The sequence below is a fragment of the Mycobacterium novum genome (assembly GCF_010726505.1).
Taxonomy (GTDB): Bacteria; Actinomycetota; Actinomycetes; order Mycobacteriales; family Mycobacteriaceae; genus Mycobacterium; species Mycobacterium algericum.
The window spans coordinates 486,721-513,053 of sequence record NZ_AP022562.1; the positions used below are offsets into that span (position 1 = coordinate 486,721).

20 protein-coding genes are annotated in these 26,333 nt (G+C 68.2%); 6 read left to right on the top strand and 14 right to left on the bottom strand.

Annotated features, from left to right (window positions below; genetic code table 11):
• Positions 1 to 5 precede the first annotated feature (5 nt).
• On the bottom strand, positions 6 to 617 hold the full coding sequence (locus tag G6N19_RS02210; protein WP_013828378.1) for a mycothiol-dependent nitroreductase Rv2466c family protein: 612 nt from the start codon (positions 615 to 617) through the stop codon (positions 6 to 8).
• 97 nt (positions 618 to 714) lie between these two features.
• On the opposite strand from G6N19_RS02210, the gene pepN reads away from it, so the two are divergent.
• Entirely contained in the window at positions 715 to 3,303 is a 2,589-nt protein-coding gene (pepN, locus tag G6N19_RS02215) for an aminopeptidase N (protein ID WP_193465682.1), read from the top strand.
• Between the two features lie 22 nt (positions 3,304 to 3,325).
• On the opposite strand, the gene G6N19_RS02220 is transcribed toward pepN, so the two are convergent.
• The 3 genes from G6N19_RS02220 to ctaJ all read right to left on the bottom strand — a co-directional run bounded on the left by G6N19_RS02220 (position 3,326) and on the right by ctaJ (position 4,833).
• Positions 3,326 to 3,994 carry a hypothetical protein gene (locus G6N19_RS02220; protein ID WP_232062500.1) on the bottom strand — a complete coding sequence of 223 codons (669 nt, stop codon included), beginning with the start codon at positions 3,992 to 3,994 and terminating at the stop codon, positions 3,326 to 3,328.
• A gap of 151 nt (positions 3,995 to 4,145) precedes the next feature.
• The gene (locus G6N19_RS02225) at positions 4,146 to 4,613 is read right to left on the bottom strand and encodes a DUF5130 domain-containing protein (protein WP_013828375.1); all 468 of its coding nucleotides are present in this window, start codon (positions 4,611 to 4,613) and stop codon (positions 4,146 to 4,148) included.
• A complete protein-coding gene (gene ctaJ, locus G6N19_RS02230) occupies positions 4,600 to 4,833 on the bottom strand; it encodes an aa3-type cytochrome oxidase subunit CtaJ (RefSeq protein ID WP_013828374.1) in 234 nt (77 codons plus the stop codon). Before ctaJ ends, G6N19_RS02225 begins: the two co-directional genes overlap by 14 nt.
• A 120-nt stretch (positions 4,834 to 4,953) precedes the next feature.
• Between ctaJ and G6N19_RS02235 the strand changes: the two genes are divergently transcribed.
• Positions 4,954 to 5,877, top strand: coding sequence for a carbon-nitrogen hydrolase family protein (locus G6N19_RS02235; RefSeq protein WP_193465683.1), 924 nt, complete (start codon positions 4,954 to 4,956; stop codon positions 5,875 to 5,877).
• A gap of 1 nt (position 5,878) precedes the next feature.
• Here G6N19_RS02235 and G6N19_RS02240 read toward each other — a convergent pair whose 3' ends face one another.
• Positions 5,879 to 6,514, bottom strand: a complete 636-nt coding sequence (locus tag G6N19_RS02240) for an HNH endonuclease (RefSeq protein WP_013828372.1) — start codon at positions 6,512 to 6,514, stop codon at positions 5,879 to 5,881.
• Between the two features lie 135 nt (positions 6,515 to 6,649).
• Here G6N19_RS02240 and G6N19_RS02245 point away from each other — a divergent pair, with 135 nt between their 5' ends.
• Positions 6,650 to 7,048: a globin gene (locus G6N19_RS02245; RefSeq protein WP_193465684.1), complete on the top strand. Its 399-nt coding sequence runs from the start codon at positions 6,650 to 6,652 to the stop codon at positions 7,046 to 7,048.
• Positions 7,048 to 8,625 (top strand): glycoside hydrolase family 13 protein, encoded by a 1,578-nt coding sequence (locus tag G6N19_RS02250; RefSeq protein WP_083036362.1) that lies wholly within the window; start codon positions 7,048 to 7,050, stop codon positions 8,623 to 8,625. The genes G6N19_RS02245 and G6N19_RS02250 overlap by 1 nt, the downstream gene beginning before the upstream one ends.
• 43 nt (positions 8,626 to 8,668) lie before the next feature.
• On the opposite strand, the gene G6N19_RS02255 is transcribed toward G6N19_RS02250, so the two are convergent.
• From G6N19_RS02255 to G6N19_RS02275, 5 genes are all read right to left on the bottom strand, one after another.
• A complete protein-coding gene (locus G6N19_RS02255; RefSeq protein ID WP_013828369.1) occupies positions 8,669 to 9,097 on the bottom strand; it encodes an acyl-CoA thioesterase in 429 nt (142 codons plus the stop codon).
• Complete coding sequence (locus tag G6N19_RS02260) at positions 9,094 to 13,956, bottom strand: NAD-glutamate dehydrogenase (protein WP_193465685.1); 4,863 nt, start codon at positions 13,954 to 13,956, stop codon at positions 9,094 to 9,096. The genes G6N19_RS02255 and G6N19_RS02260 overlap by 4 nt, the downstream gene beginning before the upstream one ends.
• Before the next feature lie 54 nt (positions 13,957 to 14,010).
• Positions 14,011 to 15,687, bottom strand: coding sequence for an energy-dependent translational throttle protein EttA (ettA, locus tag G6N19_RS02265; RefSeq protein ID WP_013828367.1), 1,677 nt, complete (start codon positions 15,685 to 15,687; stop codon positions 14,011 to 14,013).
• 82 nt (positions 15,688 to 15,769) lie between these two features.
• Positions 15,770 to 16,234: a single-stranded DNA-binding protein gene (locus tag G6N19_RS02270; protein WP_013828366.1), complete on the bottom strand. Its 465-nt coding sequence runs from the start codon at positions 16,232 to 16,234 to the stop codon at positions 15,770 to 15,772.
• A 155-nt stretch (positions 16,235 to 16,389) separates the two neighbouring features.
• Positions 16,390 to 17,001, bottom strand: coding sequence for an LppX_LprAFG lipoprotein (locus G6N19_RS02275; protein ID WP_232062640.1), 612 nt, complete (start codon positions 16,999 to 17,001; stop codon positions 16,390 to 16,392).
• Here G6N19_RS02275 and G6N19_RS21070 point away from each other — a divergent pair.
• Together G6N19_RS21070 and G6N19_RS02280 are read left to right on the top strand one after the other, a co-directional pair.
• On the top strand, positions 16,892 to 17,314 hold the full coding sequence (locus G6N19_RS21070; RefSeq protein WP_232062729.1) for a hypothetical protein: 423 nt from the start codon (positions 16,892 to 16,894) through the stop codon (positions 17,312 to 17,314). The genes G6N19_RS02275 and G6N19_RS21070 overlap by 110 nt on opposite strands.
• A 114-nt stretch (positions 17,315 to 17,428) precedes the next feature.
• On the top strand, positions 17,429 to 18,775 hold the full coding sequence (locus G6N19_RS02280; RefSeq protein WP_083036398.1) for an MFS transporter: 1,347 nt from the start codon (positions 17,429 to 17,431) through the stop codon (positions 18,773 to 18,775).
• Positions 18,776 to 18,777: 2 nt separating this feature from the next.
• On the opposite strand, the gene G6N19_RS02285 is transcribed toward G6N19_RS02280, so the two are convergent.
• The 4 genes from G6N19_RS02285 to G6N19_RS02300 are packed head-to-tail and all read right to left on the bottom strand — an operon-like array spanning position 18,778 to position 26,286.
• On the bottom strand, positions 18,778 to 20,787 hold the full coding sequence (locus G6N19_RS02285; protein ID WP_083036364.1) for a cytochrome c oxidase assembly protein: 2,010 nt from the start codon (positions 20,785 to 20,787) through the stop codon (positions 18,778 to 18,780).
• Positions 20,788 to 20,840: 53 nt separating this feature from the next.
• The gene (locus tag G6N19_RS02290) at positions 20,841 to 23,156 is read right to left on the bottom strand and encodes a glycerol-3-phosphate 1-O-acyltransferase (protein ID WP_041319704.1); all 2,316 of its coding nucleotides are present in this window, start codon (positions 23,154 to 23,156) and stop codon (positions 20,841 to 20,843) included.
• Positions 23,157 to 23,200: 44 nt separating this feature from the next.
• On the bottom strand, positions 23,201 to 24,841 hold the full coding sequence (locus tag G6N19_RS02295) for an HAD-IB family hydrolase/lysophospholipid acyltransferase family protein (protein ID WP_013828360.1): 1,641 nt from the start codon (positions 24,839 to 24,841) through the stop codon (positions 23,201 to 23,203).
• Entirely contained in the window at positions 24,838 to 26,286 is a 1,449-nt protein-coding gene (locus G6N19_RS02300) for a wax ester/triacylglycerol synthase family O-acyltransferase (protein ID WP_013828359.1), read from the bottom strand. Before G6N19_RS02300 ends, G6N19_RS02295 begins: the two co-directional genes overlap by 4 nt.
• Between the last annotated feature and the right edge of the window lie 47 nt (positions 26,287 to 26,333).

Below are 26,333 nucleotides of genomic sequence, written 5' to 3' on the forward strand. Positions count from 1 at the left end.
TTGTGTCAGTCGAATTCGGGCGCCTCGCCGCGGGTGCGCTTGAGCTCCCAGAAGTGCGGGTAGGACGCGAAGGTCACCGACGCATCCCACAGTTGCCCGGCCTGCTCGCCGCGCGGGATCCGGGACAGCACCGGACCGAAGAAGGCCACCCCGTTGACGTGGATGGTCGGGGTGCCGACGTCCTTGCCGACGGCGTCCATCCCGGCGTGGTGGCTCTTGCGCAGCGCCTCGTCGTAAGTGTCGGTGGTGGCCGCGTCGGCCAACTCGGCCGGCAGGCCCACCTCCGCCAGCGCACCGGCGATGACGTCGGGGAGGTCCTTGTTGTTCTGGTTGTGGATCCGGGTGCCCATCGCGGTGTACAGCGGGCGCAGGATCTCGTTGCCGCGCTGCTGTTCGGCGGCGATTGCCACCCGCACCGGGCCCAGGGCGTTCTTCAGCCCCTCGCGGTACTCCTCGGAGATGTCGTCGCGATCCTCGTTGAGCACGGCCAGGCTCATCACGTGGAAGGTCACCTCGATATCGCGGACCTTCTCCACCTCGAGGATCCACCGCGAGGTGATCCAGCACCAGGGGCACAGCGGGTCGAACCAGAACTCGGCTGTCGACTTGTCGGACATCAGCAAGGTCCTCTCGGGAGCGGGGAGCATCTGTGCAACACAACTATGCCCGTCCGCGCGGTGTTCCCGACCGGGTCAGCGGCTACTGTTGGCGGGCGTGGCACTTCCTAACCTCACCCGCGACCAGGCCGCCGAGCGGGCCGCGTCGATCACCGTCGACAACTATCGGATCGCCCTCGACCTGACCGACGGCAGCGGCAACCCGGGCGAGCGCACGTTCCGCTCCACGACGACCGTCACCTTCGAGGCGCTGCCCGGCGCCAACACCGTGATCGATATCGCCGCCCGGACGATCCGCGCTGCCACCCTCAACGGCCGCGCACTCGACGTGTCGGCCTACGACGAGTCGATCGGTATCGAGCTGACCGGTCTGGCCGAGCGCAACGTGGTCGAGGTCGACGCCGACTGCTACTACTCCAACACCGGTGAGGGCCTGCACCGCTTCGTCGACCCGGTCGACGACGAGGTGTATCTGTACTCGCAGTTCGAAACCGCGGACGCCAAGCGGATGTTCGCCTGTTTCGACCAGCCCGACCTCAAAGCGACCTTCGACATCGCCGTCACCGCGCCGCGGCACTGGCAGGTGGTCTCCAACGGCGCCACCATCGCTGTGGAAGACGGCGTGCACACCTTCGCCACCACCCCGAAGCTGAGCACGTATCTGGTGGCGCTGATCGCCGGGCCGTATGCCCGGTGGGACGACGTCTACCGCGATGAGCACGGCGAGATCCCGCTTGGCCTGTTCTGCCGGGCGTCGCTGGCCGAGCATATGGACGCCGAGCGGCTGTTCACCGAGACCAAGCAGGGATTCGGTTTCTACCACCGCAATTTCGGTGTGCCGTATGCGTTCGGCAAGTACGACCAACTGTTCGTACCGGAGTTCAACGCCGGGGCGATGGAGAACGCCGGCGCGGTGACGTTCCTGGAGGACTACGTCTTTCGCAGCAAGGTGACCCGGGCGTCCTATGAGCGGCGCGCCGAGACCGTGCTGCACGAGATGGCGCACATGTGGTTCGGCGACCTCGTCACCATGCGCTGGTGGGATGACCTGTGGCTCAATGAGTCATTCGCGACGTTCGCCTCGGTGTTGTGCCAGAGCGAGGCGACCGAGTACACCAGCGCCTGGACGACGTTCGCCAACGCGGAGAAGTCGTGGGCCTACCGCCAGGACCAGCTGCCCTCGACGCATCCGATCGCCGCCGACATCGGTGACCTGGCCGCCGTCGAGGTCAATTTCGACGGGATCACCTACGCCAAGGGCGCATCCGTGCTCAAGCAGTTGGTGGCCTACGTCGGTCTGGACCACTTCCTGGCCGGGCTGCGCGACTACTTCGCCGCGCACGCCTTCGGCAACGCGACCTTCGACGACCTGCTGGCCGCCCTGGAGAAGGCATCGGGCCGCGACCTGTCCGACTGGGGTCGCCAGTGGCTCAAGACCACCGGCCTGAACACCCTGCGCGCGAACTTCGATCTCGACGACGCCGGGAAGTTCACCCGGTTCGCCGTCACCCAGGACGGTGCCGCCCCGGGCGAAGGCGAGACCCGGGTGCATCGGCTGGCCATCGGCATCTACGACGACGACGGCGCCGGACGCTTGGTGCGCACCCACCGCGAAGAACTCGACGTCGAGGGGCCGGCAACGGCCGTGCCGGCGTTGGAGGGGGTTTCGCGAGGAAAGCTGATCCTGGTCAACGACGACGACCTGACCTACTGCGCACTGCGGCTGGATGAGGAGTCGCTGGCGACCGCGCTGGAACGCATCGCCGATATCGCCGAGCCGTTGCCGCGCACGCTGGTCTGGTCGGCGGCCTGGGAGATGACCCGCGAGGCCGAGCTGCGCGCCCGGGATTTCCTGGCACTGGTGCAAGGCGGTATTCAGGCCGAAACCGAGGTCGGGGTCGCCTCGCGGCTGCTGCTGCAGGCGCAGACCGCGCTGGGGTTTTACGCCGAACCCGGCTGGGCCGCCGAGCACGGTTGGCCGGCGTTCGCCGACCGGCTGCTGGAGTTGGCCCGCGCAGCCGAGCCCGGCTCCGATCACCAGCTGGCCTACGTCAACGCGCTGTGCACGTCGGTGCTGTCCGAACGGCACACCGTGGTGCTGGCGGCGCTGCTGGACGCCGACCCCGCGGATCAGGGGTTGGCCGGATTGGCGGTCGACACCGATCTGCGCTGGCGGATCGCGGTGGCCCTGGCGCGAGGCGGCCTGCTCGGCTCCGAGGCGATCGACGCCGAGATTCGGCGTGATCCCACCGCGGCGGGCAAGCGCCAGGGCGCGCAGGCCTCGGCGGCGCGGCCGCTCCCGGAGGTCAAACAGGCGGCCTGGCAGCAGGTGATCGAGGACGACACGCTGGCCAACATCACCGGCCGGGCGATCATCGCCGGGATCGTGCAACCCGGGCAGGGCGAGCTGTTGGCGCCGTTCACCGAAAAGTACTTCGCAGCGATCCGCGGTGTCTGGGAGCGGCGCTCCAGCGAGGTGGCGCAGACGGTGGTGGTGGGGCTGTATCCGGGGTGGGACGTCAGTCAGGCCGGGTTGGACGCCGCCGAGGCGTTCCTGGCCGATCCCGCGGTGCCGCCGGCCCTTCGGCGGCTGGTGCTGGAGGGTCGGGCCGGGGTGGAACGATCGCTGCGGGCGCGTACCTTCGACGCCGCTTGCACAGACACCGCCGGAACGGACAGCGCCTGACCCGCTCAGCCCCGGGGCCGGCTCACTGATAACCCCCGTCGCCCAATCCCGCGTCGCTTTCAAAGCTGTTGGTGCCGCCGAAGATCCGCACTCTTGCCTCCTCGGCGAGATAGCGCGCGGGAAACTGTATCGACCCCAGCGCGGCCCACTGCTGGGCGTGAATCTCCTCGTGATGCAACACCCGGTCCAGCTCGGGACCACCGGGCGAGATCCGTCCGGCTTCGACGATCTCGCGCAGCCTGCGCATCGGGTCGGAACCGCGATCGACGTTGACCATGAACAGGTCACCCCACATGGTCCCGGCACGGCGGGTGAGCTGGGCGTGAAACCGATTGCCGCCCAGCCCCATCAGCAACCCGTTGGGCGTGGTGACCAGACAACCGCCGGTGTTGCAGATGGCCCGGACCGCATCGTAGCTCCAGCGGTTCGCTCGCTGCCGCTGAACGATCCGCTCGAATTCGGCCACCCCGTAGGGCGTCTCGGGAAAATCGTTGCTGGTGCTGGTCCGGCCGTAGCCGGTACCCGCGTTGAGCAGGTATGTCAGCCGCACCGCGTGACGGGCCTGCTTCCCGCCGGCACCGCGGGGAATCACGAAGAAGCTCTGACCGTGCGGGTCGGTGATCTGCTCCATCGCGTCCAGAGCCCGGAAGCTGTCACGGGAGAGGCGCTGCCGGCGGACGATATCGGCCACCGCTTGCGGGGCGACCCCGCGCCGGTCGAGGTTCGCCAGCCAACTGTGGTGCGCCGGCGACGCCGATACGACGGCAGCGCGAGTGTGTCGACCGGGGCTCCCGCGCCAGCGCGAGGCACCCCCAGCCACGTCCGCGACCGAAAGACGGCGGCTAGGCCGGGGTGATGCCGGCGCTGAGCACCTGCACCGCGCTGACCAGGCCGTCGATCAGGTTGCCGTCGCTGAATGCCGCGGCCGCCGCGGCCACACCCTGCGGTGCCGCCACCGGGGCTATGCGGTCGGCCACACCGGCGCCGTAGACCACCTCGATGGCCCGCTGGTCCGGTGAGACCGCGATGAGCACCGCGTCGTTGGGGGTGGGCACCTTCGCCAGGATCTCGCGGGCCTGCGCGGCGGTGTCCGAGCCCAGGTCCCCGATGTAGACGGCGAACCGGGCGTTGGTCTGCCGTGACCCGTAGGTCAGGGCGTCATCGAGCGCCACCAGCTCCTTGATCGGGAACGGGTAGTGCAGCGACGCCTCGCCCGGCTCCGTGACCCCGGAAATCCGACCGCTGTAGGTGATCGCCGACCCGTACGGCAGGTCCGCCGGATCGATCGTCGCGACCTCACCAGTTGCCACTGGCTCCACCCCCCACGCTGAACTCGGACTTGCCGTGACCATGGCCGCGACCGACGGCCTCGTCGGTGGCTGCCCACAGGATCGGTGGATGTGTCCAACGGTCGGCCATCTGGTAAACGGCCGCGCGCGGCCCCTTCTGCGACCAGATCCGGGCTGACAGCAGCGCGACCAGCACAATCGGAATGCCGACGAAGTAGCCGAGGAATGACAACACGCTCACGCCGTAGACGGTATCCCACCGGGATTCGACCGGTGGCGGGAACCCGGGCTGAGGCCATATCTTCGCACTGGTAACCAGCGTGCGGCAGGGCTGCGCCGTCGTTGCAGAAGGGCGATGATCATGGTTCTTGCGGCAGCTGTCCAGTTGGAGGCCGTGCTCGGCGATGTGTCGGCCAATCTGGCCGCCTGTGAGCGCCTTGCCGATGAGGCGGGCCGGGCCGGTGCCGAAGTCATCGCGCTGCCGGAGTTCTTCACCACCGGGATCGGGTTCGACGAGTCGCTGGCCACCGCCGCGCTGCCGCCCGATGGTGCGGCGACCGTGTTGCTCACCGCCCTGGCCCGCCGGCATCGCGCGCTGGTGGGCGGGTCGTTCCTGTGCCGCGATCCCGACGGCCACGTCCGCAACGCCTACCTGCTCGCCGACCCCGACGGCGTGGTGGGCCGGCACGACAAGGATCTGCCCACGATGTGGGAGAACGCCTTTTACACCACCGGCGATGACGACGGGGTGCTCGCTGCGGCCGGACCCACGGTGGGAGCCGCGGTGTGCTGGGAGCTGATGCGCACCCAGACCGTGCGCCGGCTGCGCGGCCGGGTGGACCTGATGATGACGGGCTCGGGCTGGTGGTCGATCCCGCGCTGGGTGCCCCACCGGCTCTTCGACCGGCTCGAACGCAACAACGCCGGCACCGCTCGCCGGGCGGCGGCGTCGTTCGCCCAGTACGTCGGCGCCCCGATGGTGCACGCCGCCCATGCCGGCACCCTGACCTGCGCCATGCCGTGGCTGCCCCTGACGTATCGGGGCCACTTCGAAGGCGCCACCCTGATCGCCGCCGCCGACGGCACCGTCGTCGCCGAACGGCGCGCCGACGAGGGCGCGGGCATCGTCCTCGGTGAGATCACGCTGGGGCGGCAACCGCCCCGACTCGACCCGCCCGCCGGCTTCTGGCTGCATCGACGAGGGACACTGCCGACCGCGGTGTGGCACTACCAACGCTGGCATGGCCGTCGCTGGTACCGGCACCACGTAGTTCAAGCAACCTAGTTCAGGCAGCGCCTTCGCCGAGGTAGCGCATCCACACCGGATCGAGGTCGTGGATCACGGCGAGCAGCCGCCAGTGCTGGCCCTTCGGCGACGTCGGCACCAGCCGCAACGTCCAGCCGAGTTCGGCCAGCAACCGGTCGGCCTTGCGGTGGTTGCAGGCCGAGCAGGCGGCCACGCAGTTCTCCCAGGAGTGGTCGCCGCCCCGGCTGCGCGGCACCACGTGGTCGACGGTGTCGGCCTTGCCGCCGCAGTAGGCGCAGCTGTGCCGGTCCCGGTGCATCAGCGCGGCGCGGGTCAACGGGATCCGGGCGCGGTAGGGCACCCGGACATAGGACCGCAGCCGGATCACCGAGGGCACCACCACCGACCGGGTCGCCGAATGGATGACCGGGCCGGCCGGGTCGTCGTGCACCACGTCGGCCTTGCCGCAGATCAGCATGACGATGGCACGCCGCAGTGGAAGCGCCGTCAACGGCTCGAAGGTGGAGTTCAGCAGCAGCACCCGCCGCCGGGTCCAGATCGAGGCGGAGTCGTTGCCGGTCCCCGAAGCGGAGACCGAGTGCAGGCAGGGGGTGGTGGCAAGCCCGGTCAGGCTCGCCACCGGGGCACCGGGTCTGCGGTGGCCCCGACGCTTCATATCGGCTTTCGGGAGTCGTTTTCGTGCTGCACCATAAATCCTCCGCGGAACAGTTCACCATGATTCCACGCTGGTCGCACGCCTATTTGCTGTGTGTTCATTGGCAGGAACCGGCGATAGCCCACAATAGTGGCGATGCAGCCGATACAAGAGCCTTCGTTTTATGACGCCGTCGGCGGGGCGGAAACCTTCCACGCCATCGTGTCGCGGTTTTATCAACTGGTCGCCCAGGACGCGATCCTGCGCCCGATGTACCCCGCCGACGACATGGACGGCGCCGAGGAGCGGCTACGGATGTTCCTCGAGCAGTACTGGGGCGGCCCGCGCACCTACTCCGAACGCCGCGGCCACCCGCGGCTGCGGATGCGCCACATCCCCTACCGCATCGGCCCGCTGCAGCGCGACGCCTGGCTGCGCTGCATGGTCACGGCGATCAACGAGATCGACGGCGACACCCTCGATGACGCACGCCGCGCCGAGCTGCTGGACTACCTGCACTCGGCGGCCGATTTCCTGGTCAACGCACCGATCTGATGGGCGACAGCAGCAGCCCCGACGACCACGCATGGTGGGCCGACAGTGTGTTCTACCAGGCCTATCCGCGCTCGTTCGCCGACAGCAACGGTGACGGTGTCGGCGATCTGCCCGGGGTGATCGCCCGCCTGGACTATCTGCACCGGCTGGGGATCGACGCGATCTGGCTCAACCCGGTGACGGTGTCGCCCATGGCCGACCACGGCTACGACGTGGCGGATCCCCGCGATATCGATCCGCTGTTCGGCGATCTGGCGGCGCTGGACCGGTTGGTGGCGGCCGCGCACGAACGCGGGATCAAGCTGACCATGGACCTGGTGCCCAACCACACCAGTTCGGCGCATCCGTGGTTCGTCGCGGCCCTGGCGTCCGGGCCGGGCAGCCCCGAACGGGAGCGCTACGTCTTCCGCGACGGGCGCGGGCCCGGCGGCAAGCTGCCGCCCAACAACTGGGTGTCGGTGTTCGGCGGTCCGGCCTGGACCCGGGTCACCGGACCCGATGGCCCCGGCCAGTGGTATCTGCACCTGTTCGACCCGACGCAGCCCGATCTGAACTGGGACAACCCGGAGGTCATGGCGGATTTCGAGCGGACGCTGCGGTTCTGGATGGACCGCGGTGTCGACGGCTTCCGGATCGACGTCTCGCACGGCATGGCCAAACCGCAGGGACTGCCCGACATGCCGGTCACCGACGCGAAACTACTGGCCCACCGCGACGACGATCCGCGGTTCAACCAGCCGGGCGTTCATCGGATCCACCGTGCGATTCGCGCGGTCTTCGACGACTACCCCGGCGCGGTCTCCGTCGGCGAAGTCTGGGTGCACGACAACGCCCTGTTCGCCGAGTACGTCCGGCCCGATGAACTGCACCTGGCCTTCAACTTCCGGTTGCTCCAGGCCGACTTCGACGCCGCCGCGGTCCGCGACGCGATCGACAATTCGCTGGCCGCGGTCGCCGCGGTGAACGGAATCGCGACGTGGGCGCTGGAGAACCATGACGTCGAGCGATCGCTGACCCGCTACGGTGGCGGCATCGTCGGGCTGGCCCGGGCGCGGGCAATGGCGTTGGTGCTGCTCGCGCTGCCGGGGGCGGTATTCGTCTACAACGGCCAGGAATTGGGTCTGCCCAATGTCGAGCTACCCGATTCAGCGTTGCAGGATCCGGTGTGGGAGCGCTCCGGGCACACCAAGCGCGGCCGCGACGGCTGCCGGGTGCCGATGCCGTGGTCGGGTACCGAGCCGGCGTTCGGGTTCTCCGACAATCCCGACACCTGGCTGCCGATGCCGCCGGACTGGGCGCCGTTGACCGTCGAGAAGCAGCTCGCCGATGGCGACTCGACGCTGCAGCTCTACCGCCAGGCAATCGAGTTGCGCGGCAGCCGAGCCGAATTCAGCGGACGGGACGTGAACTGGCTGGATTCACCGCCGGGAACTCTGGCGTTTCGGCGCGGCGGCCTGGTGTGCGTGCTCAACGCCGGTGAGCGTCCGGTGGTGCTGCCCGAGGGCCGGCTGATCCTGGCCAGCGCACCACTCGGCGACGGCATGTTGCCGCCCGACGCCGCCGCGTGGCTGGTCTGACGGCCGGATAGCTCACCGGCAGCCACCAGCAGACCTGGCCGGCTCAGCGCGTCCAGCGCTGCAGGTACTCGCGGTGCTGCGGCGAGAGCCGCACCAGCTTCTGCTCGTCGATGCTGAAAGCGGCCAACTGGCTTTCGGCGACCACCGCCGGTTTCGAATCCGGTGCGGCACTCACCGAGCGCACCTCGTAGCCGATGGTGAAGTCGACGGTCCGCAGCCGCGAGATCCACATCGTCACCTGCAGCGGCGAGTCCGTCAGCCGCAGCTGTCCTTTGTAGGTGACCTTCACCTCGGCGATCAGCAGGCCCACGCTGGTGATGTCGACCGCGAAGGCCGGTGACAGGAACGGCACCCGCGCCTCTTCGAGGATGGTGACCATGGTCGCGTGGTTGACGTGCTGGTACATGTCGATGTCCGACCAGCGCACCGGAACCGCTGCGACGAACCCGGTGGCGGCCGTTGAACCGGTCATGACGCCGATCCCCGGCCGCTGGCCCGGGTCATGCTGCGGAGCTGCCGCGCGGCCACCGACAATGCGGCCAGATCCCGCTGGTCGGATTGGTCGATCTGGGTCAAGGTGCGCCGCGCCCGTTCCACCCGTGACCCGTTGGTCGATTCCCATTCGGTGATTTTCTGCATCCCGTCCTCGTCCGGTTCGCCGACCGCCAGCACGTCCAAGCACAGCGACCGCACCGAATTGTAGATGTCGTCACGGATCGCCAACCGCGCCAAGGCATGCCAGCGGTCAGTCCGCGGTAACTGCGCCACCGCGGTCAGCAGTCCGTCGGTGCCGAGCCGGTCCATCAGCGCGAAGTAGGTGTCGGCGACCTCGGCGGGGTCGCGCTCGGTGATGTCGGCGACATCGATGACGTCGAGCAGGCTGTAGCGGTACAGACCCATGGCGACGAGGGCGGCAAGATCCTCGGGCACGCCCAGATCACGGAACTCACCGGTGTGCTTGGCGACGATGGCGGCGTCGGCGCCGCGCAGCCATTCCGACATCCGCGGCGTCAACTGCCCGACCTGCTCGGCGAACCGGTTGATCTCGGCCCCCACCGCCAGCGGTTGCGGACGGTAGTTGAGCAGCCAGCGCCCGGCGCGGTCGATGAGCCGACGCAGATCCAGCGTCATCCGGTCGCAGACCGCCACCGGAAGTCCGTCCTGCTCGCCGGCCGCCCGGATCCGGCGCCACAGCTCGCCCACCCCGAAGATCGCGTCGGTCGCCACGTAGGCGCGTACCGCGTCGGTCAGCTCGACACCCACGTCCTCGGTGATCCGGAAGGCGTAAGTGATGCCGGCGGTGTCCACCACGTCGTTGATCAGCATGGTGGTCACGATCTCGCGACGCAGCTGATGCGAGCGGATCTCGGGTGCGAACCGCTGCTGCAGCACGAGCGGGAAGTACTGCGGCAACCGCGCCGCGAACACGTCCTGGTCCGGCATGTCGGTTGCCAGCACCGCCGCCTTGAGGGTCAACTTGACGTGCGCCATCAGCGTGGCCAGCTCCGGTGACGCCAGGCCCAGCCCGGCTTCGGAGCGCCGGGCGATCTCCTTCTCCGACGGCAGCGCCTCCAGCTCGCGGTTGAGACCGCGGTCGGCCACCAGGTGCCGGATCTGGTCGGCATGCACCGGCAGCAGGCTGGCCGCATTGGCCCGGCTGGTGCCCATCAGGTCGTTCTGTGCGGTGTTGTCGGCCAGCACCAGCGCACTGACTTCGTCGGTCATCGACGCCAGCAGCTGCGGCCTGTCGGCGGGGTCGAGCTTGCCGAGCGTGACCAGCGAGTCGATCAGAATCTTGATGTTGACCTCGTGGTCGGAGCAGTCGACACCGGCCGAGTTGTCCAGCGCGTCGGTGTTGATCCGGCCGCCGGCCAGGTCGAACTCGACGCGGCCCAGCGGTGTGACACCGAGGTTCCCGCCTTCGCCGATCACCTTGGCGCGCACCTGGTTTCCGTTCACGCGGACCAGATCGTTGGCGCGATCGCCGACGTCGCTGTCGGATTCGGCCTCGGCCTTGATGTAGGTTCCGATGCCGCCGTTGAACAACAGGTCCACCGGCGCGCACAGGATCGCCCGGATCAGCGCGGGCGGGTTCATTTCGGTGACTCCCTCGTCCAGGCTCAGCACCGCTCGCACCTGCGGGCTGATCGGCACCGATTTCAGCTCGCGCGGATAGACGCCGCCGCCGGCACTGATCAGCGCCTTGTCGTAGTCGTCCCAACTGGATCGGGGCAAGTCGAACAGCCGCTGCCGCTCGGCGAAGGACCGGGCCGCATCCGGGTCCGGGTCCAAGAAGATGTGCCGGTGGTCGAACGCGGCCAGCAACCGGATGTGTTCGCTGCGCAGCATTCCGTTGCCGAACACGTCGCCGCTCATGTCCCCGATGCCGACGACGGCGAAGGCCTGGGTCTGGGTGTCGACCCCCATCTCGCGGAAGTGCCGCTTGACCGATTCCCAGGCGCCCTTGGCGGTGATGCCCATTTCCTTGTGGTCGTAGCCGACCGATCCACCGGAGGCGAACGCATCGCCGAGCCAGTAGCCGTAGGACTGCGCGACCTCGTTGGCGATGTCGGAGAAACTGGCGGTGCCCTTGTCGGCGGCGACCACCAGGTAAGCGTCGTCGCCGTCGCGACGCACCACCTCCGGGGGCGCGCTGACGGCGTGGGTGACGTGGTCGACGTTGTCGGTGACGTCGAGCATGCCCGAGATCAGCAGCCTGTAGCAGGCAATGCCCTCCTGGCGGGTGGCATCACGGTCGGCGCCGGGGTCGCCGGTGGGCGTCGGGGGGCGTTTGACCACGAATCCGCCCTTGGCGCCGACCGGGACGATGACGGCGTTCTTGACCTCTTGGGCCTTGACCAGTCCGAGGATCTCGGTGCGGTAGTCCTCACGGCGGTCCGACCAGCGCAGCCCACCGCGAGAGACGAACCCGAATCGCAGGTGCACCCCTTCGACGCGGGGAGAGTAGACAAAGATCTCGAATTTGGGCCGCGGTAGCGGCAATTCGTCGATCAATTGGGCGTCCAGTTTGAGCGCCAAGACATTTTGGGCGCGAGCCGAGTCGGCGCGTGTCACGAAGTAGTTGGTGCGCAAGGTGGCCTGGATCAGCGAAGCGAACGCGCGCAGCACCCGGTCGGTGTCCAGGCTGACCACGGCGTCGATATCGGCTGCCACCTCGGCGGCCGCCGCCTGCGCATCGCGGCTGCGAGACGATCGGGACGGGTCGAACAACGCCTCGAACAACGCCACCAACGCCCGCGCGGTGCCGGGGCGCTCATTGAGCACCGAGGCGATGTGGCTCTCGCTATAGGGAAAACGCGCCTGGCGCAGGTATTTGGCGTAGCCGCGCAGCACCACCACCTGCTGCCAGGCCAGGCCGGCCCGTAGCACCAACTCGTTGAACCGGTCGACCTCGACACGGCCCTCCCAGATCGCGGTGACCCCGTCGGCGAAGCGTCGCTGGGCGGCGTCGCGTTCGGCGCCGGTTGCCGGAATCTCAATGCTGGGGTGCGGCGACAGCTTGAACTTGTAGATCCACACGGTCAGACCGTCGGTGCGGGTGACGGTGAACGGCCGCTCCTCGAGCACCACCACACCCATGGACTGCAGCATCGGCAGCAGCTGACTCAACGAGGCACCACGCCCGCCGAGGAACCACGTCAACGGGACCGCGTCGCCCGTGCCGTAATCGGAGACCACCAATCGGACCGAGCCGTCGGCCACCGCCTCGATGATCGCGATGTCCGCGACGGCTTCGGCCGGTGTCACGGCCTGCTTGTAAGTCTCGGTGAACGCCGCCGCGTAGTGCTGCGCCTGCTGCTCCACCGGGGTTCCGCCCGCCGCGCCGACCATCCGGTCCGCCCAGGTGCGGCTGGCCTCGGTCAACCGCGCCTGGATCCGTACTCGGTTGGCCTCGGAGGTGTCGACGGTGCGCGCCCTCGGGTCATCGGGCAGCCGGACCATGAAATGGATCAGCGCCCAGGGGGCTTCGCTGACCCGGGCGCTGTACTCCACGCCGACGCCACCGAACTCGGCGGCCAGGATCTCCTCCATCTGCAGCCGAACCGGGGTGGTATAGCGGTCACGCGGCAGGTACACCAGGCACGACACGAAGCGCCCGGTCCGGTCGCCCCGCAGGAACAGCAACGCGCCGCGCCGCGAGCCCAGATTGGCAACGGCCATCGCCATATTCAGCAGCTGCTCGGAGCTGATCGCGAAAAGCTCTGAGCGCGGGACGGTTTGGATGATGTCGAGCAGCAACTGGCCCGGGTGACCCGGCTCGCTCTCCGAGAGCGCCAGTGCGTGGCGCACGGTCCGGGAGATGACCGGGATCTTGAAGACATCAGCGTTCATGGCGCCGGCGGTGAACAGCCCGACGAAACGGTGCGCGACGATGTCCGCACCGGTGTTCTCCCGGATCACCACCACGTAGGTGTGTGAGCCGAAACGCATGTAGCTGGGCACGGTGGCCTGTGCCAGGGTCAGCAGATCATCACCGGTGAGCATGGGCCGCACCGACTTCCGCGTCTGCAGCACGCCCAGCCGATCGGCGTCGTCCACCAGCACCTGCCCGTCACGGACGACGCCGCGTTGGTAGCCGAGCAGCACGAAGTGCCCGTCGGCCAGCCAGCGCAGCAGCGCGGCGACATCGTCGCGGTCCGGCGCGGTGTAGTGCCCCTGCGCGTTGGTTTCGACGTCCCCGGCCAGGGTGTAGAGCGCATCGTGCATCGCCTGCGAGTCCGCGGCGACCTGGCGGACGTCGGCCATCACGTGGGGCAGCAGCTGTTCGGCCTCGGCCAGCGCTTCGCGGCTGACCGACGGTGAGAGCTGAACATGAATCCAGGTCTCGCCGGCCGAACCGTCTGCCGACTTGTCGCCGTCCGAGGGTTTCGGTGCGACCCAGCGCAGTTCACCGTCGGCGTCGCGGCCCACGGTGAACACCGGCGTCATGATGCCGGTGTAGGCCACCCCCAGCCGGTGAAGCAGCACCGCTACGGAATCCACCAACATGCCGGCATGCCCGGTGACCGCTTGCAGGGCCGGGCCGAAACCGGCCGCGTCGGCGGCGGCGTAGACGCCGACCCGGGTTTCACCGGCAGGCCGGTGTTGCGCCAGCCGGGCGTGGGCCGCCAGCAACGACGGTGTCACGACAGCCGCTGCCCGGCCGGCCGAATCCTCACCGGACCGGTCGTCGCCGGTCAGCGCATCGCTGTGTGGGCCCCGGTAGGTGGCGACATAGGCGCCCACGACCCAGTCGGGGATGTCGTGTGGCTGAGCGGGATCGGGAAACGTCGTCCATGCGGCTGTCCGCCGCTCGGTGGATTCCGTCATCCCCACCCCTCCTGAGCACGTGTCAGCTCCGGCAGCGCCGCTACCGGCCTCACACTAGTCGCGGGTGAGTCTGCGGTGGGTCACTCGATGCGGACGCGCCGCCTCGGCTCCGAGGCGTTCGATCTTGTTCTCCTCGTAGGCGCCGAAGTTGCCTTCGAACCAGAACCACTTGGCCTCATCATCCGCATCGCCTTCCCAGGCCAGGATGTGGGTGCAGGTGCGGTCGAGGAACCAACGGTCGTGGGAGATCACCACCGCACAGCCCGGGAAGTTCACCAGCGCATTCTCCAGCGAACCCAGGGTTTCGACGTCCAGGTCGTTGGTCGGCTCGTCGAGCAGGATCAGGTTGCCGCCCTCTTTGAGGGTCAGCGCCAGGTTCAGCCGGTTGCGTTCGCCGCCGGAGAGCACCCCGGCCGGCTTCTGCTGGTCGGGGCCTTTGAAGCCGAACGCCGACACGTAGGCGCGCGACGGGATCTCGTTCTGCCCGACCTGGATGTGGTCGAGCCCATCGGAGACCACCTCCCAGACCGTCTTCTTCGGGTCGATGCCCGCCCGGGATTGGTCGACGTAGCTCAGCTTGACGGTCTCGCCGACCTTGACCGTGCCGCTGTCGGGTTCCTCGAGGCCGACGATGGTCTTGAACAGCGTGGTTTTGCCGACACCGTTGGGGCCGATCACGCCGACGATGCCGTTGCGGGGCAGCGTGAACGACAGGTCCTTGATCAACATCCGGCCGCCGAACCCCTTGTCGAGGTGTTCGACCTCCACCACCTGGCTGCCCAGCCGCGGCCCGGTCGGGATCTGGATCTCCTCGAAGTCGAGTTTGCGGGTCTTCTCGGCCTCGGCCACCATCTCCTCGTAGCGCTGCAGGCGGGCCTTGTTCTTGGCCTGGCGGGCCTTGGCGCCCGACCGCACCCAGGCCAGCTCCTCTTGCAGCCGCTTCTGCAGCTTGGCGTCCTTGCGGCCGGCCACCGCGATGCGCTCGGCCTTCTTCTCCAGATAGGTCGAGTAGTTGCCCTCGTAGGGGTAGGCCCGGCCGCGGTCGAGCTCGAGAATCCATTCCGCCACGTTGTCGAGGAAGTAGCGGTCGTGGGTCACCGCCAGGATCGCGCCCGGGTAGCTGGCCAGGTGCGATTCCAGCCACTGCACACTCTCGGCGTCGAGGTGGTTGGTGGGCTCGTCGAGCAGCAGCAGATCGGGCTTGGACAGCAACAGCTTGCACAGCGCGACGCGGCGCCGCTCACCACCGGAGAGGTTGGTCACCGGCTCGTCGGGCGGCGGGCAGCGCAGCGCGTCCATGGCCTGCTCGAGCTGAGAGTCGATGTCCCACGCGTTGGCGTGGTCGAGTTCCTCCTGCAGCCGGCCCATCTCCTCCATCAGTTCGTCGGAGTAGTCGGTGGCCATCAGTTCGGCGACTTCGTTGAACCGGTCCAGCTTGACCTTGATGTCGCCGAGGCCCTCCTCGACGTTGCCGCGGACCGTCTTCTCCTCGTTCAGCGGCGGCTCCTGTTGGAGGATGCCGACGCTGGCTCCCGGAGACAGGAACGCGTCGCCATTGTTGGGGGTGTCCAGACCCGCCATGATCCGCAAGACGCTCGACTTGCCGGCCCCGTTCGGGCCGACCACACCGATCTTGGCGCCCGGCAGGAAACTCAACGTGACGTCGTCGAGGATGACCTTGTCGCCGTGCGCCTTGCGGACCTTCCTCATCGTGTAGATGAACTCAGCCATACCGCGGTGTCGCCTCCTGGTCTCGCGAATTTGCTCGCGGCCCATCCTAGGGGGTCGAGCCAGCGCGGCCGTCGGGCGCTGGTCAGGCGGTCAGCGCCATCCCATCGTCGGCGTCGGCTTCGTCGGCGCCGGCGTCGGGACCCCCGGCTTCCTCGGGTGCGGCGGCAGCCGGCGGATTGTCGGGCCCGGCGGCGATGATCTTCTCCACGCGGGCCGCGCATCGCGCCAGATTCGGGCCGACCGCGGTCGCGCGCAGCTCCACCGATGAGCGGCGGTTGCCGTCCTTGTCGTCGTATTCGCTGGTGAAGACGTCTCCGACCACGATCACCGGCAATCCCTTGCTCAGCGAGGCACCCACCCCGGTGACCAGCCGGTCCCAGCAGGTGACCGTCATGAACAGCGAGTTTCCGGGCTCCCAGTTGCCGTCGGCGGTGCGTTTGCGCGAGTTGCTGGCCACCCGGAACTTGATCAGCTCGTGCTCCCCCACCCGTCGGCGGATCGGGTCGGTCACGACGTTGCCGATGATGGTCAGAGGTGTTTCGTACATGGCAGGTTTTCCTTCCTGGTTGCGGCGGACGTGATCAGCCCGCCGGGTGCTGCACCCATTGAGCCCGCAGCACCCGACAACCAGGGCGGGCCGACCGTGGCTGTCACGGCCGGCTGTGGAAGGGATACGAACTGGGGATAAGCCCGACAGCGGTGCTACACCCGCGGCTTGCCGACGTTCACCGGCGCATTCCAATTCGAGAAGGTGATCACAACGGACTCATCGGCACCGGACGCCAGCTTGAGCGCAACCAGGTGATGATCACCGGTCTCCTGGATCCAGACCGTGCACGACGTCCGTTTGGTGGCCTGCAACTGCGGCACGATCTTCTTCGCCGCGCGGGCCGACACCTGGCCGCTGATCCGCACGGTGTGCACTTCGTCAGTGCCGAGATCGATCGTCTCGCGGCCCTCGACCTCCGGGTCGATGAACTCGGTCAGCATCTCGGCGAGTCCGGTATCCGGGCTCAGGATCGACGCCACGTCGTAGAAGTTCGCGGCAGGCCCGTAGTCGATCCACCGGCCATCATCTTGCGACACGTAGAGGTCGCCCCCGAACACCACGAACTCCACGTAAGCCGGAGCCCCCCGGTACCTGATCTTGGCGTAGCCCTTCGCCGCCTCGGCGGGCTGCCGGGTCACGTCGCCGTCGAGCGCGGTGATCGCCATGTTCTCGATACTGCTGCTCGCCGACAGACTCAGGTGCGCGCTGTCGACTGCTGCGGTGGTGACGCTGGACTCCTTGAGAATCGCCGCGGCGGTCGGCAGTGGCTCGCTGGCCTTTTTCGAGGACGTGGGCGACGGCTTCGAGGACGTGGCCGATTCCGTGGGCGATTCCGCAGCCGACGGTTCGGGGGCCGACGAGGTCGTCGGCGCGGAGGTCGGCGCGGTGGTCGACGGGACTGTCGAGGTGACAGCAGACGACGAAACCGACGGCGCGGTTGGAGGGGTGGACGAGCAACCGGCGACCAGGGCAGCGGCGGCACTCGCAACAGTCAGTACGGCGGGAAGCCTGCGCATGCCCGCCATGCTAGGTGCCCGCGAACCGGCGGACCCGGCAGGGGGCACCGTGCGGCGATGAAACCGTTGGTATACCTTGCTTGCGGTGGATACCAAAGGCCAGTCCGGCAGCGGTGCACACACCGACCGCAGCACATGGGCACGCGACGAAATCCGGGTCTCGGACCCGAAAGCCATGCAACGCTCGATTGCCGGCACTGCTGTCGGCAACTTCATGGAGTGGTACGACTTCGGCATCTACGGCTTCCTCGCCACGACGCTCGCGCAGGTCTTCTACCCCGGCGACAGCTCCAGCGCGGTAGGCCTGATCGCCACATTCGGCACCTTGGCGGCGGCTTTCGCGGTGCGGCCGTTCGGCGGGATATTCTTCGGCGCACTCGGTGACCGCATCGGCCGCAAGAAGGTCCTGATCATGACCGTCTCGCTGATGGCGATCGGCACCACGATCACGGGACTGCTGCCGTCCTACGAGGCGATCGGGATCTGGGCTCCGATCCTGCTGATCATCACCAAGCTGATGCAGGGCTTCTCCACCGGCGGCGAGTACGTCGGCGCGATGACTTATGTCAGCGAACACGCCCCGGACCGCAGCCGCGGTGCGCTGACCGGATATCTGCCGTTGGGCACCCTGGGCGGCTACATCACCGGTGCCGGCGTGGTCACGCTGATCCAATCCCAGCTGCCGGTGTCCGACATGCTGCACTGGGGCTGGCGAGTCCCCTTCCTGCTGGGGGTGCCGCTGGCCATCGTCACGCTGTACATGCGGCTGCGCATCGATGAATCACCGGCCTTTGAAGAGCTGGGGCAGGCCGGTGAGGACAACTCGGCGGCCGGCGAAACCGGGTGGCAGCAGTTCCGGCAGACCGTCGTGGGACAGCGCCGAGGACTGCTGATCTGCATGGGCCTGGTGCTGGCGGAGAACGTCACCAACTACATGCTCACCGGATACCTGCCGACGTACTTCAAACAGGTCGGCGGTATCAGCGGCAGCCGCGGGCTGACGATGATCGTGGTGGCCTTGGTGATGATGTTGATCGTCGTGATGCCACTGGCCAGATTGTCCGACCGCATCGGCCGCAAGCCGCTGCTGTGGACCGGCAGCAGCCTACTGATCTTCGGCTCCGTGCCGGCGTTCCTGCTGATCCGCCACGGCGGAAACTATCCGACGCGGCTGCTCGGTGTGTTGCTCATCGGGCTGATGCTGGTGTGCTTCAACAGCACCACACCGTCGACGCTGCCCGCGTTGTTCCCCACCCAGGTGCGCTTTTTCGCGGTGGCCATCGGATTCAACATCTCGGTCTCGTTGTTCGGTGGTACCACTCCGCTGGTCGCCGAGACGCTGGTCTCGGGAACCGGCAACGTGATGTTGCCGGCCTTCATCCTGATGGCCGCGGGCGTCGTGGGCGCGATCACGCTGTGGTTCACGCCCGAGACGGCCGGGAAGGTACTGCCGGGCTCGGGCCCGTCGGTGGCAACCGAGCAGGAAGCCGACGCCATCGCCCGGACCGGATTGCGCGAATAGCGTCAGTGCCGCCCGAGGGCGTCGCGGCGAGCCACCTCGGCCAGCATCGCGTTGTAGGCGGCCAGCTCGGCGTCGTCGTCCCGGTCGGCGGACCGGTCCGTCCGTTTCGCGGTCCGGCTATCACTGCGATGCCACTGCACCAAGAGCGCGATCATCACCATCACCAGCGGCAATTCACCTGCAGCCCAAGTGATTCCCCCACCCAGGTGCTGATCTCCGGCCAGGTCGGTGTGCCAGGGTAACCCCAGGCTGGCGTAGAACCACTCACCCAACACCTTGTGCATGCCCATCAGCAGCACCCCGAAGAAGCCGTGCATCGGCAGCGAGGCGAACACCACCGCCAGTCTGGCCAGCGGTGAAATCGGCCGCGGTGTGGGATCCACCCCGATCACGACCCAGTAGAAGAGGTAGCCGCTGAGCATGAAGTGCACGTTCATCGCGACGTGCCCCGCGTGGCTGCCGACGATCGAGTCGAAGATGGTGGAAAAGTACAGCCCGTAGAAGCCGGCGACGAAGATCACCGCCGCGATGATCGGGTTGGTGAGGAATCGCGAGACCCGGCTGTGCAGTGCCGCCAACAACCATTCCCGCATCCCGGGCGGTTCGCCGCGCCCGGCAGCCGGCAACGCCCGCAGCGCCAACGTGGTCGGCCCGCCCAGCACCAGCAGGATCGGCACCAGCATCGACAACAGCATGTGCACGACCATGTGCATGCTGAACATCGCCGGCATGTAGCGCCCGGTTCCCGACGAGGTGGCGACGAGCAGCGTCGCACAGCCCAGCAGCCAAGCCGTGGTGCGGCCCGCCGGCCAGGCGTCGCCGCGGCGTCGCAGGCGCAGCACCCCGGCCAGGTAGACGGCCGCCAGCACCACCGCGGCGGTGCCGAAGATCACGTCGAACCGCCAGTCGAACAGGATCCGCGCCACGGTGGGCGGGCCGGCGAAGTCGTAGCCGATCTTCACCATCGGCACCGACGGATTCAGTACCGGCGGTGGCGGCGGTGGGGTGCGCCCCAGTCCGACCGCGATCCCGAAGGTCGCCGCGAGGATGCCGGCCTCGACCAGGGCCAGCCGGATCAGCGCAGCGCTCGACGGTGGGTCCGTCTGCAGCGCCGCGACCCCACTGCGCCGCTGCTGCCAGCCCAGCACACCGAGCAGGCACAGCGCGACGAATTTGGCCAGCACCAGTCGGCCGTACTCGCTGGTCAGTAAATCCGACGGGGCGACGCGCACCAGGGCATTGAGCACCCCGGACAATCCCATGGCCACAAAGCACCACAGCGCCACCGCGGAGAACCGCCGGGCCGCCAGACCGGCGTGTTCACCGCCGCGCAGCGCGTGTACCAACAGCGCGAACAGGCCGCCGGCCCACAACCCAGCGGCGACCAGGTGGATCAGCAGGCTGTTGGTGGCCAGGTCGTGGGAGCCGCCGGCCGCCGAGTGCCCGGTCAGACCCAGCGGGACGAGGGTGAACAGCGAACCCGCCAGCAGCACCGGCGTCCAGGACCAGCGCAGCACCGACAGGCTGACCAAGGTCACCGCCGCGGCGAGGGCTGCCGTCCATCGCCACGCGGACGCGGTGTTGATCATCCCGGTCAGCGACCAGGTGGTGGCCGGATTCAGGAACTCCGACAGCGGGTGTCCGGAGACATCGGAGATGGTCAGCGGGACCAGCAGCGCCGCGCACACCGCCCAGATCCCCGACGCCACGGCGCCCAGCCGCAGGGCGCGGTAGCCGGCGACGTCGAGCACACCGCTGGATTGTGGCGGCACCAGGAACGCGGCGAGCAGAAACGAGCCGACCGCCAAGACCGCGGCGATCTCGCCGACCGCCCGCACGAACGGCAGGCCCAGGGTGGTCACCGGACCCGGATCGGGCAGGCCGGTCACGGTCAGGGCATCGGCCAAGGACAGCGCGGCGATCGCGGCGGCGGTACCGCCGGCCAGGATCGCCACCCCGGCCAGCACCGGCACGAACTTGGCCGAGCGGGCGCGGGCCGCAGCAGAGGTCATGGTCCCAGCGTATGGTGCGCTCCCGAAACTCCGCGTAGCGAGGCGCCGCGGCGCTATTGGCCGGCCACTCCGCGCCGATGCCGGCGCATCTCGGTGTCTCTGGCGGCGAATGCCTGCCGGGCGATCCGGGCGATGTGGTCGGAGTCCTTCAGGATGCTGCGCAATTCGGCCCGGAACGCCCGGCGGCGCTCGGCCAGGTCCGGGGTGTTCTCCAACAGCTTCTGGTCGGCGACGACTTGGCATGCCGTGGCGAACAGCAAGGTGGACACCGACTCACTGCTGCGGACCCGCCCCTGCGCCACATACTGCCGGCCGACTCCCAGGGCCGACTGGGTCAGTTCCTGCTCGCCGATGTCGGGCGGCGCATCGCAGAGCACGTCGGCGACGATCTCGTAGGCCTCGAAGAAAACCCGCAGCATGACATCGGAGGTCACCGGGGTCTTCTCCGACAGAATCCCGTCGACCTCGGCGCCACCGGCGGCGACCCGCGACTCCCAGTCGGAGAACCAGGACATCTCCTCGGCGATGTTGTCGCGGAACGTGGCCGAGTCGGCGAAGTAGAAATCGAACTTCAGCAAGTCCCGCAACCGCATCGCCTGCGTCCAGAACGCGTCGAGCCGGTCACCTCCGCCGCGACGGGCGTGGGCCAGTGCCAGCTCGACGATCGAGGTCTCCAGGAAGGCGTGGATGACCGAGTTGCGGTAGAACGAGGCGGCGTGCTCGTCCTCGGGGGCGATCCGCCACACCGACTCGCGGCCCCCGTCGACGCGAGTCACCGGATGCCCGTTGGACATCGCGTCGACCGCCGCGCGCACCCCGTCGCGGCTGCGCAGCCGCAGCGCACTGGTGGAGATCGGGGTCTGCTTGCGTTCCAGGAAGTCCAGGCCGTCTTGCAGCGAATGGTGGATCTGGTCCAGCGTCAACGCCAGCCCGTGAGTGGTCAACAGCAGCGCCGACACCAGGCCGGTGGCACTGATCGGGGTGACGCGCTGAATGCGCCAGGCCACCTCGATGGCCATCTTCTGCATGGCCAGCCGCTTGGCATCCGGGTCGGTCGCCGCGGGGCCGTCGGGGGCACCGAGGTACTGGCGCATCGACACCGCCTCGGGGAAACGCACGTAGATCTTGCCGTAGTTGCGTTCGCCCTGCGCCTTGATGAACCGGTAGAGCCAGCGAGCCCCCTCCGGGGTCTTCTCCCCGCCGCGGGCGTAGGCGGCATATTCGTCGGTCTCGTGCAACTGGTCGAAGCTGATCGAAACACCTTGCAGCAGAACATCATCGGTGCGGTCATCCAGGTAGGCGTCGGCGACATAGGTCATCAGCCCGAGCTTGGGCGGCAGCATCTTGCCGGTGCGCGACCGGGTTCCCTCGATGGACCAGCTCAGGTTGAACCGTTTCTCCATCACGTAGCCGACGTACTCCTTGAGCACGTACTTGTAGAGCGGGTTGTTGCCGATGCTGCGCCGGATGAAGATCACCCCCGACCGGCGCAGCAGCGGTCCCATCAATCCGAAAGACAGGTTGATTCCGGCGAATACGTGGACCGGCGGCAGCCGGTTCTCGGCCATCGCGACCGGCATGACCGCTCCGTCGATGTAGGAGCGGTGGGAGAACAGCAGCACCGCGGGGTGACTTTCCAGCGCGGTGCGCAGCGCGGCCACCTGGTACTCGTCGTAGTCGATCTCGGGGTCGAACCCGCGGCTGAGCATCCGGGTCAGCACACCGACCAGGTCGACGGAGACGCGACTCCACCCGGTGGACAGCTCGTCGAGCATCTTGCCCGCCTCTTCGAGCGTGGCGCCGGGAATGGCCTTGAGTCCCTCGCGAAATCGGGTGGACGCCAAGATCTCCGGCTTCACCAACCGAGGTGACTTGTACTGTGGTCCCAGGATCCGGTACTCGGCACGTTCCAGCGCCAGCACCGCCCGCCGGGTGACGAAGTGCGCGAAGTCGCGGGGGTTGTCGCCGACGGTGTTCTCGCTCCACTGCTCACGCAGGTGGGCAACGCTGGCCGGCTCGCCGGCGACCACCCGGGCCAGCGTCGAGTCGGTGCGCACGATCTGGCGTTGCTGACGCTCACCGGGCCGGTATGGGTTGCGGCCGGGCAGCAGCGCGGCCACCCGGGACAGCGCTGACGCTCCGGCACGCGGCATCCAGAACACCCGCACCGGCAGGATCGAGCGCTGTTCGTCGCGTTCGAGCTGTCCCACCAGCCGAGCCATCGTCGATGGCGGTCTGTCCGGTTCGAGCGGAAACAGCTCGGCGTGTACTTCGGGATTCGCCTGCCGATACCGATCCAACCAATCCCGGACCAGGCCCGCCTCCACCTCCGATGACACGAACGCCAGCACCAGCGTGTCGCCGGTCATGATGGACCCGGAGTGGTCAGCGGGGTCGGTGGCCGGTGATGTCGTCACTGCACCTCTTTCGGGCCGGCGGTCTTCTTCGCCTTCGGCGCCGCCGTCTTCTTGGCGGCAGCCTTCTTGGCCGGCGCCTTCTTGGCCGGCGTCTTCTTGGCCGGCGCGTTCTTGGCGGCGGCCTTCTCGGCCGCGGCCTTCTTGGCCGGCTTGGGCGACCACTGCGGCAACTCGTCGACCGGCCAGTCGGCCAGCGTGTCCAGATAGAGCTGCCGGATCTCCGCGATCCGGTCGGCCAGGTTGTCGACTGTCCAGTCCTCGACCGAGATCGCCGGGAACACCGCGACATCGACGGTGCCGGGGTTGGCGGTCATCGAGTCTCGGGCGGCGACCACCTCGGCGTTGCGGATCACGATCGGCACGATCGGAATCCCCGCCGCCATCGCGATACGGAACGGCCCCTTTTTGAACGGCCCTACCCCGGTGGTGTCGACGCGGGTGCCCTCGGGGGCGATCACCACCGACAGTCCCCGCTTGGCGCGTTCCTCGACCTCGTGTAGTGATTCCACCGCGGACGCCGCGTCGTCCCGGTCGATGAACACCATCTCGGTCAGCTTTCCCAGCGGGCCGGCGATCGGGTCACGCTCGAGCTCGCGTTTGCCGACGCTGACCCAGTTGTCGCGCACCAGCGACGCGGTGATGACGGGATCGACCTGGTTGCGGTGATTGAAGATGAACACGGCCGGCCGGTTCGCGGTGAGGTTCTCCTTGCCGATCACGTTGAGCCGCACGCCGTTAAGGCTCAGCAGCAGATTCGGGAAGAAGGCCGTGAAAAAGTTGACGCCGCGGCGCCGGCTGCCGCTCAACAGGCCCAGCCCGATCGCGCCGGCGCCCACCGGCACCATCGATCCCAACGCGGCAAGATTGCGCAGTTGACCGACGACGCCACTGCCGCGGCTGCTGAACCGCAAGATCGGCCAGCCCCGCTTGTGCGCGACCGAGGCCATCTTGCCTTCGGGGTTGGTCGGCCTGGGGTTTCCGACCAGATGCATCAACGCGACGTCCTCGTCGCCGTCGGCGTAGAAGTAACTGTCCTGCAGATCGATGTCGTGTTCGGCGGCGAACTTCTGCACCGCGGCGGCTTTTCCCGGCCCCCAGAGGATCGGTTCGGCCACATCCCCGGTGAGCACACCGTTCTCGTCGGTGACGAAGGCATTGGTGAGCGTGTTGGTGATACCGAGGAAGCGGGCGACCGGTTCGACCTGGATGGTCAGCGCGGAGGAACTCAACACCACGGTGTGCCCGCGGGCCTGATGGGCGCGCACCACTTCGCGCATCTCCGGGTAGATCCGACCGGCGATCTTCTGCACGAACAACCGCTCACCGATCTCGTCGAGATCACTGATCGAGCGGCCCCGCAATGCCGACGAGGCTTTGGTGATGAGTTGCTCGAATTCGATGCGGCCGAGTTGGTGGTTGAGCCCGGCCTGGATCATGCCGAACAGCTCCCCGATCCCCATGTCACGGCTGCGGACTCGTTCCCGGGTGAGGATGACAGCGGTAAACCCGGCCACCAGGGTGCCGTCGAGATCGAAGAAGGCGCCGATCTTGGGACCGGGCGCGCTGGCGGCGATCTCGGCCACCGAGCCGGGCAGCCGCATGTCACGGGGTGGCTGCGGTGTCTGGGCGTCGGTCATGATTCGGCACCCGGATCAAACGACGCTGCCACGCAGCGCGGCGCAGGCTCACCGGCAAGCGCCAACACCTCGTCGAACCCCTGGACCAGGCATGCGCCGAACAGCTTCTCGTCGCGCACCGCCGCGCGGTCGTAGCGGACCGTGATGGTGCACTCACCGCCACGCGAGATCAGCACCACCATCATCGCCACGCCGGGAAGCGGGCCGATTCCATAGTGCCGCAGCACTTTCGCTCCGGCGATGTAGGTGTCACCGGGATAGAACGCCACATTGCTGGCCTGTACATCGGCACCGACGACGGACTCGGTCATCTTCTCCAGGACCGGCGTCGGGATAACACTCAACAGCGGCGCGACGGAGCCGATCACGTCCATTGCGGGCTCTTCACGCCGTCGCGTCATCTGGGACCGGATCCGCTTCATCCGCTCCACCGGGTCGGCGACCCCGATCGGAGCGGCCAGATTCACCCCGGTGAACCGATTGCCGCCGGCAGGATCGGCCTCGGCGCGCAGGTTCACCGGAATGGCCATGGGCAACGTGGCGATCGGGACACCCAGTGCCCGGTGGTAGCGTCCCAGCGCACCGGAGAGCGCGGCCAGGTAGGCATCGTTGATCGACCCGCCGCCCGCCTTGGCGGCGCGGTGCAGATCCGACAGCCGGATGTCGATCGCCTGGGTGCGGCTGGTGAGGCTGCGCCGCCGCAGCAGCGGTGAGGGTTCTGCCGCCTGACTCATCACCCGCGCACTCGACCGGGCGTAGCCGATGGCGCCGGCCACCGCCGACAACGGGTCACGCACCGTGCGGGTCGCCATCGACAGCGCACCGAACAGCACGTCGCGGGTACCGCCGAGCACCGTCGCGGGCAGCTGGTTGATGCCGTCACGCATCAGGTCGTTGGCCGACAGGTCCTGCGGTACCGGTTGCGGCGGCATCGCGCGGGCGGGCGGATCGCGTTCCAGGTCGTAGATCTGTCCGAACATCGCAGCGCCGCCGACGCCGTCGGTGACGGCGTGACTCAGGTGCAGCAACGTGGCGGCCCGCCCGCCGTCCAGCCCCTCCACCAGGGTGGCCGACCACAGCGGCCGCTGAATGTCCAGCGGCGATTGCAGGCTCACCTCGGCCAGGTCGAGCACTTCGCGCAGCCCACCGGGTTCGGGCACCCGCAGCCGGCGCACGTGAAAATCGAGGTTGAAGTCGGGGTCCACCACCCAGCGCGGCGCCGCGGTAGGCAGCGTCGGCACCACCACCTTCTGGCGCAACCGCAGCACCCGCCGGGAAACGTTCTCGAACAGGCCCCGGAAACGATTCCAGTCCGGGGTGGTGTCGAGCAGCTCCAAGCCCATGATTCCTGAACGGGTGCGCGGGTTGGCCTCGCCGCGGTGCAACAGATAGTCGACGGCCCCGAGTTCGGTGGGCAGGCCCGCGGCATCGACGAGGTCACCCACGGGGCGCTCCCGACACCGGTTCACCGCCCGGACCTGCCCGGCGTACC

What these genes read in the sequence shown, in the direction of transcription:
- G6N19_RS02270 (WP_013828366.1), bottom strand. Translation starts at nt 16,234, where the DNA reads ATGTACGAAACACCTCTGACCATCATCGGCAACGTCGTGACCGACCCG.
- G6N19_RS02285 (WP_083036364.1), bottom strand. Translation starts at nt 20,787, where the DNA reads ATGACCTCTGCTGCGGCCCGCGCCCGCTCGGCCAAGTTCGTGCCGGTG.
- G6N19_RS02260 (WP_193465685.1), bottom strand. Translation starts at nt 13,956, where the DNA reads ATGACGGAATCCACCGAGCGGCGGACAGCCGCATGGACGACGTTTCCC.
- G6N19_RS02245 (WP_193465684.1), top strand. Translation starts at nt 6,650, where the DNA reads ATGCAGCCGATACAAGAGCCTTCGTTTTATGACGCCGTCGGCGGGGCG.
- G6N19_RS02280 (WP_083036398.1), top strand. Translation starts at nt 17,429, where the DNA reads ATGCAACGCTCGATTGCCGGCACTGCTGTCGGCAACTTCATGGAGTGG.
- G6N19_RS02240 (WP_013828372.1), bottom strand. Translation starts at nt 6,514, where the DNA reads ATGAAGCGTCGGGGCCACCGCAGACCCGGTGCCCCGGTGGCGAGCCTG.
- G6N19_RS02210 (WP_013828378.1), bottom strand. Translation starts at nt 617, where the DNA reads ATGTCCGACAAGTCGACAGCCGAGTTCTGGTTCGACCCGCTGTGCCCC.
- G6N19_RS02295 (WP_013828360.1), bottom strand. Translation starts at nt 24,841, where the DNA reads ATGACCGACGCCCAGACACCGCAGCCACCCCGTGACATGCGGCTGCCC.
- ettA (WP_013828367.1), bottom strand. Translation starts at nt 15,687, where the DNA reads ATGGCTGAGTTCATCTACACGATGAGGAAGGTCCGCAAGGCGCACGGC.
- G6N19_RS02255 (WP_013828369.1), bottom strand. Translation starts at nt 9,097, where the DNA reads ATGACCGGTTCAACGGCCGCCACCGGGTTCGTCGCAGCGGTTCCGGTG.
- G6N19_RS02235 (WP_193465683.1), top strand. Translation starts at nt 4,954, where the DNA reads ATGGTTCTTGCGGCAGCTGTCCAGTTGGAGGCCGTGCTCGGCGATGTG.
- G6N19_RS02290 (WP_041319704.1), bottom strand. Translation starts at nt 23,156, where the DNA reads ATGACCGGCGACACGCTGGTGCTGGCGTTCGTGTCATCGGAGGTGGAG.
- G6N19_RS02250 (WP_083036362.1), top strand. Translation starts at nt 7,048, where the DNA reads ATGGGCGACAGCAGCAGCCCCGACGACCACGCATGGTGGGCCGACAGT.